This window comes from Ahrensia kielensis DSM 5890, from assembly GCF_000374465.1.
Taxonomy (GTDB): Bacteria; Pseudomonadota; Alphaproteobacteria; order Rhizobiales; family Rhizobiaceae; genus Ahrensia; species Ahrensia kielensis.
In genome coordinates, this window is the sequence record NZ_KB894528.1 from 725,846 (window position 1) to 739,615 (window position 13,770).

Below are 13,770 nucleotides of genomic sequence, written 5' to 3' on the forward strand. Positions count from 1 at the left end.
TGTTATTTTGCACGCACAGCCAGTGCATTTTTTGTGAACGCCACCAAATATAAAACAATAAAACCACCGCCAATCAGGATCGTATCTAATACGAAATCCACCTTGCCGCCATTTTTGATGACCTGAAACGCAATATCCAGCACCGTTCCAGTCGCAAAAACAGCAAGGCCATATTGACCAAAAAGGACGATAGGCGCTGCAAGCTTAGTTTTGCACATCGCGCTGATTTGCGGGATAACTGAAATCACATAGGCAAGCGATAAGATATGCAAAAGCCTTGGCAGTGAAAGAAACGTCTTATCAAAGCTTGTGATCCAATACGGAAATCCGAACTGATTTAAATCTCTAAGAGTATTATTGCCGAGCTTCGACAACACGCTCCATTCTTTCCAAACAAGTGACATCAACAAATAAGCGCTGCAAATTATAACCAGCGGCCAGTTGAACGGAATAAAGCGTTTGCCGTCTCGCAAATGAAGTCCGGTCAACAATCCCAACACAAACAGCAACTGCCAGCAAAGTGGGTTAAAAAACCAACCACCCTCATTGGGATAGGCAGGCAAATTAATCCGAAAATGTGCGCTTAACGCCCAGCCAGCGAGTGAAAGAAGTGCCAAGAAAAAAGGATGTTTGCGTCCGATTAAGATGAAGAACGGCGTACCAAGAAGCAGCACCATATACATCGGCAAAATATTGACATAGCCCATTTGGTGCCCAAGCGACACAAATCCCACAATTGTTTTTAAAGGCGTGCCCCAGAGCGCTTTCAGATTATTCTTGAACAACGGGTCGGTTATGCCAAACAGAACAGCTCCTGCAGCAACAATGCCAATCGCCAGAACGGTGATAACAAGATGCGTTTGGTAGAGTTGCCACGCCCGACCCCAGACTTTTGCAAAAGCACGCCAAAGCGATACCCGCGCAAACACAGCACCATAGGCTATGCCAGCGGCCATACCGGACATGAGAACAAAACCTTCTGCAGAATCAGAAAATCCAAAATTCCGGTTGGTGAAGATTTCATAGAAATTATTCGGCAAATGATTGATAAAGATCATGCACAGCGCGAGACCACGAAAAAAATCAAGCCTAAGATCACGCTTAGACTTTGAGTTTGCGACAATACCCGATTCGATACCGATGTTAGATTTTGCGGCCGACGTTAAATTCGAAGAGTTAGGCAAGCACTTTACCCTTACTAGAATCATTCATAGGCTTGGCCTCATCAGAATTTATATCGACAAGTCCGGTTTTTTCCCAAGCCGCCATAATGCGGTTATGCGTGACAACGATTGAGGGCAATTCAGATTCTGTAGGAACGTGAAATGTTGGCGATGCAAAACTTTGCCCCGTTTTCCAAATCACAAAAGGTGCACAAACAAGCGGAATGCCAACAGGGCTTAGCCACCAGATCAAGGATGGCGCAAAATAATGGACAGCTACGAACAGCCCTATACCAATAAGCGAAATCCAATAACTTGCATCATAGGCTTCGCGCATCGTTATTGCTTGTTGATCACGGCTGGTTGCAGGCCACCCACCATCAATACCGGATAAAACCTGAAATACGGATCGCGTCTGATAGGCAAGCAAAATTGGCGCATTGAAACTCGATGTTAAAAGCTCAACAAAGGTTGACCAAGAAGCACTAACGCCCCCGCCAAAAGCCTCAGCACGTCCTTCGCGCACAGCACCAAAAACGATAAGCACTTTCGGCAGAACAAGAAGACCGACAATACCAAACGCCAAAGCAAGCGCATTATTTGTATAGTCACTGGGTATGACAGGGAAAAACAATGTTTCAGGCGGAAAATAATCAATTTTAGGCTGCGTTGCGGTTGCCTGAATATTAGCAATAAGAAACGCGACCCATAAAACAGGTGCGATATAACTCATTATGCCTTGTATAAAGACAAACCGGCTCCACGCTTTTAATCTTGGCGCACCAACAAGAGCCGCATGCTGCAAATTGCCTTGGCACCAACGCCGATCACGCTTGGCATATTCAATCATATTTTCAGGTCCTTCTTCATAAGAACCTTCAAGATCGCAGTCTAGCCGCACCCGCCATCCGGCACGCGCAAGAAGTGCAGCCTCGACATAGTCATGACTTAAAATAGTTCCACCAAAAGGCGCTTTACCTGGCAGTTCCGGCAAACCACATGAGTTTGCAAACGCGGTAATGCGAACCATCGCATTATGGCCCCAAAACGGGCCTTCATCACCTTGCAGCGTTTCTTGGCCACGCGCAAAGATTGGCGAAAAGAAGCTGGCTGAAAACTGCATTGCACGGCCAAAAAATGATTTTGCATTGATGATTTTGGGCAGTGTTTGCAACAGGCCAAGCTCTGGATCAGCCTGCATGCGGCGCACCATTTCAACAATGGTGTTAGCGTCCATCAAACTGTCGGCATCAAGAATGAGAGCAAAGTCATAGGCCGCGCCAGAACGTTCGATAAAGTCTTTCACATTGCCGGCTTTACGGCCTTTGTTTTGTAAGCGCCGACGGTAAAAAATGCGCCCTGCAGCATCGCGCGTTTTAATCAGCTTTGCGAACCAAAGCTTTTCCAATTCGCCGACCTCGTCATTGGTCGTGTCGGACAAAATAGCAAAATGAAATTTATCAAGAAGTCCTGTCTCAGCCAGTGCCGTATCCATTGCCGCAACACGGGCAAAGGATGTGGCAGGGTCTTCATTATAGACAGGCATCAAAATGACGGTCTTGCTGTCTATTGGCTCATCAGAAAATGACACTGGTTTTGCCGCCAAAGAGCGAACAAGACCCACCATACCAAGCACAGCGCCCCAACAGAGCCAAATTGTCGTTAAAAAGACTAAAAAAGACAGCACTAAATCGATCAAGCGCAAGCCGTCTGCTGCACTAAATTGCAGCAGAAGAAACGCAGCAATTGCGCCCGACATGATACTGATCGATGCCGCAACAAAACGGAATTTACGAGTTGTTGCGCGCGAATAATGCGCTGCCATTTATTCAGCCATTTGCTGTTTTTCGACCGATGAAACCAAACCAGTTAAAACGTGGAAGAACAGAACGCTGTCTTTCCAAATCTTGGAGCGGCATAAAAAGCGGTGCCTCTGGTAATGCACCCTGTTCAAGAATGTCAGAAACAGTATTTTTATTGCGATTTATTTGGGTGGTCATTGTTCACGCGTCCATTGGAAATGCCAAACTTCACTTAACTTACTTTCATAACCCGCAATATGCGCGGTTAGTTCCAACAGTGATTCATTTTTTGAATCAAGATCAAAGACAAGTCGCCACATATCTTTACCAGACACTTTAGACAACACGACATTTTTAACCTCACCAGCTGATGCGGTTACGACAGGTTTAATCGGCATTTCTTTGTCAGGATCATAGGGAAGGTTTGCAATATTACCGCCAACAAAATCAATGACAAATTTACGCACATTCGTGTCAGGATTTGACACACCTGAAAAACCGCCGATCCCGCTGCGTGTTGAATCAACATAAGCCAAATCACCATTGATTTCAGGCGGTAAGCCACCCCAATGCAACCGGTATGCGAACGTCAACTCTTCGCCAGCTTTAGGCGATTTGTCTGGCGACCAAAAAGCGCCAATATTATCATCGGCCTCAATATTAGCCGGTATCTCAAGTAGCCTCACCGACCCATTGGGCCAATCGCCAATTAGCTCAACACGAACCGAAGGACGGTCATGATAACGTGCACCAACATCTTGAAAATCGTCGAAATCACGCGCGCGCTGATAAAGGCCAAAGGCTTTCAGATTATGTTCTGAGAAGTAAGAAAGGCTCAAACGCTTAGGGTTTGACAGCGCCCGCCAAGCCTTATCACCGTTCTTGCGTTCGATAAGCAGACCATCACTATCGTGAACCTGCGGTCTATAATCGTCAAAATCCGAACGGTTCACATGAGAATAAAGGAACATGGAGGTTAAAGGGGCGATACCGAGCTGTTTTACATCTTTGCGGAAAAACAGTTTGCACTCAACGTCCATTACCGTGTCTTCACCCGGATCAACCACGAACTTATAAGCGCCTGTCACAGATGGGCTTTCCAGTGCTGCATAAAGTGTGATGATACCGCTATTCGCCGCTGGGCGCTCAACCCAAAAAGCGGTAAAACGAGGAAACTCTTCACCTGTTGATAGGCCAGTATCAATGCTAAGACCGCGCGCAGACATGCCATAAGCATTGCCGCGCCCAAGCGCTCTGAAATAACTCGCGCCAACAAATGCCATCAGCTCGTCAAATTTATCCAAACGATTGAGCGGATTATTGATCCTGAAACCTGCAATGCCGGGCAATTGCATATCCGGGTCAATTTTTGTTTTCATGCCGTCATAATATTTGAAATCATGGGCTGTGAAATTGAGCGGACGCGCAGCACCTTCATTAACTTCATAAAGAGCAACGGTCTCACGATAGAGCCAACCTGGATGAAATCCATGCAACTGAAATTGACTACCTTCGTCGTTCCAGCGCGCATGCTTAGGATCAAACTGAATCTTGCGGTAATCATCATAGCTGAGCTTATTAAATGGCTGACCTAACTGTGTAGGTTCCACATAATCTTGGCTAGATAGCTCCCTCATTTGGTCGATGAGAATCTCAAAAGAAAATGGCGCTTGAGCCGTAGCTTCGACTTCAGCAACATTATCTTGAGCTAAACCGCGCGTTGAAAAAGCCAATGTAGTGGTCGCAGCGAGAGCTGCAATAAAGCCACGCCTAGACAAAGTCGATTGGCGCAATGAATTACGATCAGACATATTAGAATGCATGGGAGTCCTGAAAATTTGAAGCAACCAATATTACGAACACTTAATGAGCCGTTTGGTTCCCGCGCCTCTCTAGTCCCCTATTCATGATTTGAATAGATAGGATTTTGTTAGACGCGTAATTATTCACTATTGTTCTTGTTCAAATTCGCACTAAAGTTTGTAAAAAGTGAGGCAGAAAAAAGTTTTAAATGATTAAGAGTAAGTGCGTAGCCATTCAAGGGTGTGCTCAGTCGGACCATTGGGCTTATATTCAGCACCAAGCGGCCTTTTATAGCCCAAATTATCGATCAGTTCGAACAGCGCAGCAAAATCAATTTCACCTTTTTGTGGCGGCCCTCGGTCCGGCACAGAAGCAAATTGAATATGACCAATATGCGGCAAGAGATTTACAATCTTATTCTCAAGATCGCCCTCCATCAATTGCACATGATAAAGATCAAACATGAGTTGAATGTTCGGCTTGGCCACAGCCTCGATGATTCGCAGCGCATGATCTGTCGTCGACAGAAAATAATCAGGTGCATCAAACCTATTGAGCGGCTCTATCAATATTGTGATGCCATGCTTCTCAGCGCGCAAACAGGCATATTGAAGATTGTCGATGAACGTGTCTTCAGCTGCTGCCCCACTTGAAAAACCCGCCATGACGTGAACAGCGCGGCAATCTATAGCAGTAGCATAATCGATTGCTTCATCGATCGCGGATCGGGCTTCCGTCACACGACCCGGCAATGCGCAAAGACCATTATCGCCAGCCGTAACATCGCCGCGGCGTGTATTGATGCCAAGCATTTGAATGTCGTTATCGCCCAAGGCTTTGCGGACCAATTCGGCTGGAACATCATAAGGCCAATGACATTCCACAGCATCAAAGCCCGCAGCCTTTGCAGCAGCAATAGCTTCAGGCAAAGAAAGCTCCGTCCACAAGAAACCTAGGTTTGCTGAAAAGCGTGGCATTATTCGTCAACCAGCAACATTTCAATTGGATCATGCTCCGCAACAAAATGATTATCACCTTGATCAATCAATTTTGGACGGTAATCAGATTTTTGCGCAGCGCTCAAACTCTCTGATTTAGACGGCATAAATCTTAGCCTTGCAGCAGAATCAAGCGGTGAAGACAATTCGCCTTTTAATTTAAGGCGCTTGCGCGTGCGTTCCACAACAGGATCAGGAATTGGAACAGCAGAAATAAGCTGCTTTGTGTATGGATGTTGCGGGGCTTCAAACAGCGCATCGCTCGTTGCGAGCTCCACCACATTACCCAGATACATCACCAATATACGGTCGGAAATCTCCCGCACGACCGAAAGGTCATGACTGATGAAAATGAGGGAGAGCCCCATATCCTTTTGCAAATCCCGCAACAAATCGATGATCTGCGCCTGAATGGATACATCAAGCGCTGAAACCGCCTCGTCACAAATCACAAGTTTAGGGCTTAAAATGACAGCACGCGCAATTCCCACACGCTGATTTTGACCACCGGACAACTCATGGGGATAGCGATTAATCATAGATTTTGGCAAACCAACACGGTCCATCATGGCTTCCACTTTTTGGCGCCGTTCTTCCTTTGATAAATGAGGCGCAAAAATACGCAGCGGCTCCATGATCGACGAACCAATTGTCATAGATGGGTTAAGGCTTGCCATTGGGTCTTGAAAGACAATCTGCAAATCTTGCCGAGCATCCTTCATCTGGTTCTTGCCCATGCCCATCAAATCAGCACCGAGCCAAGACACTTCGCCTGATGCCACCGGCAGCAAACGCAAAATCGCGCGCGCTAAAGTTGATTTACCTGAACCGGACTCCCCAACGACGCCAAGCGTTTCGCCTTTCGCTAAATCAAAGCTGATGCCATCAACAGCCTTCAAAACATTTTTGCGCGCAAATAAGCCATTGAAGATATCAAACTCAACTTTCAAACTATCAACATTGAGAAAGCTGTCTTTCGATGGTGCAGTAACGGGCTGCTTACGCTCAAGACGGGGCTTATCGATACGCGGCATGGCATCCAGCAACATGCGAGTATATTCAGTCTGCGGATTGGAGAAAATATCATCAACCGCGCCTTCCTCCACATATTCGCCATATCGCATAACCTGTATGCGGTCACACATACGCGCCACAACGCCCATATCATGGGTTATCATGACAATAGCAGTGCCCTGCTCGCGCCGAAGCTCATCCATAATGTCGAGAATTTCCGCCTGAATTGTAACATCCAGCGCAGTCGTTGGTTCATCCGCGATCAATAGATCAGGATTACACAACATCGCCATTGCGATCATCACACGCTGGCGCATACCGCCAGAAAGCTCGAATGGATATTGCCGCAAACGGCGTTTGGCTTCAGGAATATGTACCCGTTCCAGCCACTCCAGACATTTTTTATCGGCTTCTGCACCACTTAGTTTCTGGTGAAACTTTAGAACTTCGCGCATCTGATCGACCACACGCATATGCGGAGTGAGCGATGTCAGCGGGTCTTGGAAGATCATTGAGATGGAAGAACCACGTATTTTATTGAGTTTTTTCAAAGGCAAATCGAGTAGGTTTTGCCCTTTGAAATTTATCTCTCCACGTGCACTACCATTATTTGAAAGCAAGTTCATTGCCGCCAAGAATGTCTGGCTTTTGCCCGAGCCAGATTCGCCCACGACACCCAGACATTCACCTGGATTGACGTAACAATTGATCCCGCGAACCGCATTAACAGTGCCGTCTTCGGTTGCAAAATCAACATGCAAGTCATGTACTGATAATAATTTTGTCATGATTGATTACCGATCTTTCGGGTCAAACGCATCGCGCAAACCATCGCCGATGAATAATAAGCTCAAGAGCAATAAAATGAGAAAAGTAGCTGGAAACCACAGCAACCAAGGCAACACTTCCATCGCATCACTGCCTTCCGCAATCAGCGTACCAAGCGAAGTAAGCGGCTCTTGAACACCAAATCCCAGATAAGAAAGGAAGCTTTCTGTGGCAACAATTTCTGGCACAGTCAGCGCTGCATAAATAACAACAGGGCCAACAAGATTGGGCACAATATGCCTGAATATGATGGCCGTAGAACTACGTCCAGACGCACGTGCAGCCTCAATAAATTCACGGTTTTTAATTGCCAAGGTTTGACCGCGCACAATACGTGCCATCGTCAACCATTCGAGCATACCGATTGCAGCAAAGAGCAAATAAACATTGCGCCCGAAAATCACCATGAGAAGAATAACGAACAGAATATATGGCAGCGCATACATAATATCGACAAAGCGCATCATTGCTTGGTCAATTCGCCCGCCCATATAGCCAGCGATTGCACCATAAGACACACCAATTACAATCGACACGAAGGTGGCGACCAGTGCCACAAGCAGTGAAACGCGGGTGCCATAGAGCGTGCGCGCCAGCAAATCGCGGCCATTTTGGTCTGTACCAAAATAATGCCCCGTTTCAATTGAAGGCGGCGCACGAAACGCGTTCCAATCAGGGTCTTCATAACCGTAGGGCAAAAATGAAGGCAGAATTAACGCTGCTAAAATAAGTACGATTAGAATGCCAGAAGAGATCATTGCCGCTTTGTTTCGGCGCAAACGAAGCATTGCTTCTTGCCACAATGAGCGGCCAGAAACTTCGCCATCTGCAACACCTTTAAAGAGGTTGCGTTTGAAAGATTGTAAAATCATTGCGCCCTCACCCGTGGATCTAACCACGCATATAAAAGATCGACGATCAAATTGAGGATAAGGATTATGACCATATAGAAAATCACGGTTCCCAGCACCATGCCATAGTCACGGTTTAGCGCTGCATTAATGAAATAGCGGCCAATGCCAGGCAGGCCAAAAATCTGTTCCACAACCAGCGATCCGGTTAGCAAATAGCCCGCTGCAGGCCCAAGATACGACATAACGGGCATCAAAGAAGGACGCAGCGCATGGCGCATAACTATCGGCGTTGAGCCAAGCCCTTTCGAACGCGCAGTCCTGATGAAATTGGAGGCGAGAACTTCAATCATTGCACCGCGCATCAGCCGCGAAATACGTGCAATGTGTGGAAATGATAAAACGGCAACGGGTAAAACCAGATAGCGCAATGAGCCATCTCCCCAACCGCCAACAGGCAACCAAGCCAACTCAATACCAAATAAGAGCTGCAAAATGGGAGCCATTAGAAAGTTTGGTATCACCAAGCCCAGCAGAACAAGCGCTGCCAAAGTATGATCGGACCAAGAATTGCGTTTTAACGCGCCGATAATTCCCGCAAGAACACCAAACACGATCGACACGACAAATGCCGCACCGCCCAAAATGAGCGTGTAAGGCAAACCAATGGAAATCTGTTCAGCAACAGAGAAGTCTTCGGTTGTAAAAGACGGACCAAGATCACCTTGCAACACATCTCCGATATAGATCGCATATTGTTGGATCAATGGCTTATCAAGATTGTAATGCGCATCAAGATTGGCCTTGATTCCAGCAGGCATAGGCCGTTCTCCATCAAACGGGCCACCTGGGGCTAGGCGAAGAACGAAAAAACAAACAGTGATCGCAATCCACAACACAGGCAGAGCGGTCAAAGTACGCTTAAAAGCATAAGTGAGCATATTTGAAATCATGTCCGGTCACCGAAATGACCGAACATGCCTAAGTTTAAGGATGAAACTTATTCTTCAATCGAAAGCCAACGTGTGCGGTGAATATCAAAAGCATTGTCTTCAAAGCCTTTGACCTTCGGCGAAACCACGTTGCGTGACAGATAGTAATAAATCGGAATAGCAGCTGACTCATCAAGGGCAATCTGCTCCGCCTTTTTCAGCAGTGCAGCACGTTCTTTTGCATCTGTATTCGCATTTGCTTCTGCCAATAATTTATCAAATTCATCATTCTGGTAACGACCATAGTTATAATCGATACCGCCTTTGAGAAGATTCAAGAAGTTATCCGCATCATTATAGTCAGCAAGCCAACCTGCACGAGCAACATCAAGCTGTCCTTCTTGTAGTTCAGCATAGTGAACTTTTACTTCAGTGTTAAATAGCTCTACTTCAACACCAAGCGCTTTCCACATAGATGCAATAGCAACCGCAACACGCTTGTGGTTTTCGTCTGTATTGTAGCGCAACTGCAATTTTAGCGGATTATCAGCATTATAGCCCGCACCTTCCAACAGTTTTTTAGCTTCGGCGTTTTTGTCTGCTTGAGACAAATCTTTCCAAGCAACTGTTGCTGGCTCTGGATAATTCGCCATGCCCGGCGGCACCCAAGAATAAGCCGCGATTTCACCAGTACCCAAAACCTGCGGGCCAATTGCTTCGCGCACAATGCTCATAGACAATGCTTTTCGCACATCCGCATTATCAAATGGCGCTTTCTGATTGTTGATCGCGTAGTAATAAAGGCCAGCGAATGGTGCAGCGCGCGCTTGACCGGGCAAGTTTTCCTGCATCCATTCATACTGGTCAGTAGGAAACGCCGTCAGAATATCAAACTCGCCTGCACGATAGCGCTTAAGCGCAGCAGACTGATCTTCCAGAGTGAAGAATTTAACGCCGTCAATAGCAAGCTTGTCAGCATCATAGTATTTATCATTAATCGTCGTCAGAACATGAGAGCCCGGCACCCATTCTGTTGGCTTGTAAGGGCCGTTCGTCACAATGTTATCGATCCGAACCCAATCGCCAGCTTTTTCTTCGACCACATGTTTTGGCAAAGGATAAGCCGTATAATGCGTAAGCGCACCTAGGAAATATGGTGTCGGCTGTTCAAGCGTAATTTCAAGCGTTTTATCATCAATCGCCTTAACACCAAGTTCGTTAAAGTCAGTGATTTCACCGCTGTTTATCTTTTCAGAATTCTTGATCGCGAATTGAAGATAAGCATAATTCGCAGCGGTTTCTGGATTCATCAAACGCTGGAAAGAGTATACAAAATCTTCTGCGGTTACAGGTTCGCCATCAGACCACTGAATGCCGTCACGCAGCTTGAATGTATAAGTAAGGCCGTCATCCGAGATTTCCCAGCTTTCAGCTTGTCCAGGAATTGGTTCAGCATGCGCGTCCTCAGTCGTCAGACCTTCGAAGATATCGCCTACGATACGATTCTCCCAATCGCCGGACACTTTTTGTGGGTCGAGTGAGCTAGCATCGCCGCCATTGTGCAGATTTAACGTGGCAGCAAAAACACTACCCGTCATCATGCACCCAAGCGTCATGCCTGCCAGCACCTTTTTGAAATTTAAAATTTGCATAGGGAACTTTCTCAATTTGTTGATCTCAAATGCGAGTTTCGCGATTACTTTAGGTCAGTATTCATCACGAAAAAATTGAGCATAGACACCATGTTTCAAGTATATCAAGTGGGTAAGTATACAATTCTCCCGATCAACAGATTTTTTGGTTTATAAGCCTCGTTGCTTTTCTGCAAACACTCACTTGAGAATCTAAACTTAAACCGATAACGACCGTTGTTTTAATTCAGCTGGCGCAAGTGGAATCCATGAACAATCTCAAACAAATCACTGTGCTCGGCATAGACTTCGGCACGTCAAATTCCGCAGCAGGAATTGCGATGAATAACAAGCCTGTTCTGCTTCATGTCGAAGAGGGTGAAAAGACACTGCCCACCTCGATTTTCTTCGATAACCAAAGCAAACAAGTTCTATATGGACGCGAAGCGAATGCTGCCCTCGTTAATCGAGAAGAAGGACGCTTTTTGCGCGCCTTAAAAAGCGTACTTGGCACGACCTTAATGCATGAACGCCGATATCTCATGGGCCAAAGTGTTACTTTCATTGATGTGATCGCACAATTTCTGACCGAGATAAAAACACGCGCAGAAAACGCAGCAGGTCAATCATTTGATTATGCGCTCTCTGGCCGCCCTGTTTACTTTCATTCAGACGATGAAAAGAAAAACGCCCAAGCACTCACAGATTTAGAAGCCTGTTACGAGAAAGCTGGGTTCAAAGGCGTAAGCTTTATGGCTGAGCCCGAAGCTGCCGCGATCGCAAATGGCGGCGTTGGCATCGGGGAAATCGCATTGATCGTCGATATTGGCGGCGGCACATCGGACTTTTGTTTGTTTGAAGGCACCGCCAATGGCATCAATGTATTGGCCAATAATGGTATACGCATCGGCGGAACAGATTTTGACAAGACGCTAAATATCGACCACGTCATGCCTCTTCTAGGCTTTGGCGGGGATATTAAAAAAGATATGGGCGCTGGCACATTGACCGCTCCCAACCATATATTTCATGATTTGGCGACATGGGAAAAAATCCCCGCTCTATACAGCCGTGACAGCCTGCGATTTGCCGAAGATTTGCACAAAAAAGCGATCGACAAGAAAACGTTCGGCCGCTTGATAGACGTGCTTGAACTAGAGCATGGTCACGATATTGCCTTTGCCGTTGAGCGCGCAAAAATCAAATCCAATGAAACAACCGAAGCCTTTATCGATCTTGATTTTATCGAATCACAATTAAACGTGCCGTTGAATATGGCTAATCTGGATGAATCTTTGGCATCTTACGCTGAAAAAATTAGCACTACAGCGTCTGAGACCGTGAAATCGGCAGGGCTTGATAGCAACAAAATTGACAAGATCATTTTTGTCGGCGGCTCAAGCCTCATGCAAATCGTCAAAACAAAGGTCACGAAGCAGTTTCCAAACATCCCTATTCTTCATGCGGATGCTTTTACGGCGATTGTCGATGGACTGGCATTGGCTGCTGAAAACAGAAGCTAGATCGAAAAGCAGCGTCTCACGATTCGCCTAGTTCTGGCAAAGCTGGGCGATGAGACGGACGTTTGTGTAATTGGCACAGCTTGCACCAACTAGATTTAGCTAAATTTACAGTGCCTACAAAGAACTAACGCCCGCTAAAGGTAAAACCAAAGCGTATGTCATATTACAAAACAAATCAGCAGCTAAAGGAAAGAATGGTGCCCCCACACGGACTCGAACCGCGGACCTACTGATTACAAATCAGTTGCTCTACCAACTGAGCTATAGGGGCAACGAGACGCGAAATAGCACAATTTCACGGCCTGTAAAGACCTTAAGTGCACCTTTGCTAAATCATTTTGTTTGAATTACAAAAAAACACATGATTTTGAGTTAACTCTGGCGAAATTAGGCAAATAATGCGCGACGAAAATATTAAACCTGCGGTCAACGCGCTTCACTTTGTCTCTTCAGGCACAGAATCAGCCGATGAAGCTGCACATTTGCTTGCATCCATCTATGGTCAAAGCAGTGCAGACGATGCCGAAGTGATTGTAGCCCTTGGCGGCGATGGGTTCATGCTGGCCACAATTCATAGCTTTATGGATCAGGACATTCCAATTTACGGCATGAATCGCGGTTCAGTCGGCTTTCTCATGAATGAATATAGCGAAACCAATTTGCGCGAGCGTATTAGTGAGGCCACGTCAGAAACCATTTGCCCTCTGCGAATGAAGGCCGAAAGCGCTGACGGCAGCTTTACTGAAGCTTTGGCGATCAATGAAGTGTCACTATTCCGTCAATCCTATCAGGCTGCAAAACTGAAAATCACAGTCGATGGCAAAACGCGCCTTGAGGAATTAACCTGCGACGGCTTGATGATTGCCACCCCTGCGGGCTCAACCGCTTATAATTTGTCGGCGCAAGGCCCTATCATTCCCATAGATGCCCCCCTGCTGGCTTTAACACCTGTCAGCCCATTCAGGCCCCGGCGTTGGCGCGGCGCATTGCTGCCCAATCAGGTTTCGGTTCAGTTTGATGTTATTGAAAGCGAAAAACGGCCCGTAAACGCTGTTGCAGATCATTGCGAAGTAAAATCTGTCACGCGCGTAACGGTGTCAGAGGCACGCGATTTAAGCAGCACAATCCTGTTTGATGCCTCCCATTCTTGGGATGAGCGTATTCTTGCTGAACAATTTAAATATTGAGTCGTATTTTAGACATGTGTGAAAATATGTGCCTAATA

At 46.4% G+C, this 13,770-nt stretch carries 11 protein-coding genes and 1 tRNA gene; 2 read left to right on the plus strand and 10 right to left on the minus strand.

Annotated elements, in window-relative coordinates:
* Nucleotides 1–2: 2 nt before the first annotated feature.
* The 9 genes from C504_RS17170 to C504_RS0103735 all read right to left on the minus strand — a co-directional run bounded on the left by C504_RS17170 (nucleotide 3) and on the right by C504_RS0103735 (nucleotide 11,043).
* Nucleotides 3–1,184 carry an OpgC family protein gene (locus C504_RS17170; RefSeq protein WP_018687957.1) on the minus strand — a complete coding sequence of 394 codons (1,182 nt, stop codon included), beginning with the start codon at nucleotides 1,182–1,184 and terminating at the stop codon, nucleotides 3–5.
* Nucleotides 1,177–2,988, minus strand: coding sequence for a glucans biosynthesis glucosyltransferase MdoH (mdoH, locus tag C504_RS0103700; RefSeq protein WP_018687958.1), 1,812 nt, complete (start codon nucleotides 2,986–2,988; stop codon nucleotides 1,177–1,179). Before mdoH ends, C504_RS17170 begins: the two co-directional genes overlap by 8 nt.
* Before the next feature lie 4 nt (nucleotides 2,989–2,992).
* Nucleotides 2,993–3,163 carry a hypothetical protein gene (locus C504_RS18690; protein WP_018687959.1) on the minus strand — a complete coding sequence of 57 codons (171 nt, stop codon included), beginning with the start codon at nucleotides 3,161–3,163 and terminating at the stop codon, nucleotides 2,993–2,995.
* Entirely contained in the window at nucleotides 3,160–4,776 is a 1,617-nt protein-coding gene (locus C504_RS0103710) for an OpgD/OpgG family glucan biosynthesis protein (protein ID WP_018687960.1), read from the minus strand. Before C504_RS0103710 ends, C504_RS18690 begins: the two co-directional genes overlap by 4 nt.
* Before the next feature lie 204 nt (nucleotides 4,777–4,980).
* On the minus strand, nucleotides 4,981–5,745 hold the full coding sequence (locus C504_RS0103715; RefSeq protein ID WP_018687961.1) for a hydroxypyruvate isomerase family protein: 765 nt from the start codon (nucleotides 5,743–5,745) through the stop codon (nucleotides 4,981–4,983).
* Nucleotides 5,745–7,568 carry an ABC transporter ATP-binding protein gene (locus C504_RS19005; protein WP_018687962.1) on the minus strand — a complete coding sequence of 608 codons (1,824 nt, stop codon included), beginning with the start codon at nucleotides 7,566–7,568 and terminating at the stop codon, nucleotides 5,745–5,747. Before C504_RS19005 ends, C504_RS0103715 begins: the two co-directional genes overlap by 1 nt.
* Nucleotides 7,569–7,574: 6 nt before the next feature.
* Entirely contained in the window at nucleotides 7,575–8,480 is a 906-nt protein-coding gene (locus C504_RS0103725) for an ABC transporter permease (RefSeq protein WP_018687963.1), read from the minus strand.
* Nucleotides 8,477–9,400 carry an ABC transporter permease subunit gene (locus C504_RS0103730; RefSeq protein ID WP_026317191.1) on the minus strand — a complete coding sequence of 308 codons (924 nt, stop codon included), beginning with the start codon at nucleotides 9,398–9,400 and terminating at the stop codon, nucleotides 8,477–8,479. Before C504_RS0103730 ends, C504_RS0103725 begins: the two co-directional genes overlap by 4 nt.
* A gap of 59 nt (nucleotides 9,401–9,459) precedes the next feature.
* The gene (locus C504_RS0103735) at nucleotides 9,460–11,043 is read right to left on the minus strand and encodes a peptide ABC transporter substrate-binding protein (RefSeq protein ID WP_018687965.1); all 1,584 of its coding nucleotides are present in this window, start codon (nucleotides 11,041–11,043) and stop codon (nucleotides 9,460–9,462) included.
* Between the two features lie 248 nt (nucleotides 11,044–11,291).
* Between C504_RS0103735 and C504_RS0103740 the strand changes: the two genes are divergently transcribed.
* Nucleotides 11,292–12,545 (plus strand): Hsp70 family protein, encoded by a 1,254-nt coding sequence (locus C504_RS0103740; RefSeq protein ID WP_018687966.1) that lies wholly within the window; start codon nucleotides 11,292–11,294, stop codon nucleotides 12,543–12,545.
* Nucleotides 12,546–12,740: 195 nt separating this feature from the next.
* Here the strand turns inward: C504_RS0103740 and C504_RS0103745 are convergent.
* A tRNA-Thr gene (locus C504_RS0103745) sits at nucleotides 12,741–12,816 on the minus strand.
* A 127-nt stretch (nucleotides 12,817–12,943) separates the two neighbouring features.
* Here C504_RS0103745 and C504_RS0103750 point away from each other — a divergent pair.
* Nucleotides 12,944–13,732, plus strand: a complete 789-nt coding sequence (locus C504_RS0103750; protein ID WP_018687967.1) for an NAD kinase — start codon at nucleotides 12,944–12,946, stop codon at nucleotides 13,730–13,732.
* Nucleotides 13,733–13,770 lie beyond the last annotated feature (38 nt).

Bases quoted from the DNA above. Each gene is read 5' to 3' on its own strand.
- mdoH (WP_018687958.1), bottom strand. From the start codon at position 2,988: ATGGCAGCGCATTATTCGCGCGCAACAACTCGTAAATTCCGTTTTGTT.
- C504_RS18690 (WP_018687959.1), bottom strand. From the start codon at position 3,163: ATGACCACCCAAATAAATCGCAATAAAAATACTGTTTCTGACATTCTT.
- C504_RS0103710 (WP_018687960.1), bottom strand. From the start codon at position 4,776: ATGTCTGATCGTAATTCATTGCGCCAATCGACTTTGTCTAGGCGTGGC.
- C504_RS0103715 (WP_018687961.1), bottom strand. From the start codon at position 5,745: ATGCCACGCTTTTCAGCAAACCTAGGTTTCTTGTGGACGGAGCTTTCT.
- C504_RS19005 (WP_018687962.1), bottom strand. From the start codon at position 7,568: ATGACAAAATTATTATCAGTACATGACTTGCATGTTGATTTTGCAACC.
- C504_RS0103725 (WP_018687963.1), bottom strand. From the start codon at position 8,480: ATGATTTTACAATCTTTCAAACGCAACCTCTTTAAAGGTGTTGCAGAT.
- C504_RS0103730 (WP_026317191.1), bottom strand. From the start codon at position 9,400: ATGCTCACTTATGCTTTTAAGCGTACTTTGACCGCTCTGCCTGTGTTG.
- C504_RS0103735 (WP_018687965.1), bottom strand. From the start codon at position 11,043: ATGCAAATTTTAAATTTCAAAAAGGTGCTGGCAGGCATGACGCTTGGG.
- C504_RS0103740 (WP_018687966.1), top strand. From the start codon at position 11,292: ATGAACAATCTCAAACAAATCACTGTGCTCGGCATAGACTTCGGCACG.
- C504_RS0103750 (WP_018687967.1), top strand. From the start codon at position 12,944: ATGCGCGACGAAAATATTAAACCTGCGGTCAACGCGCTTCACTTTGTC.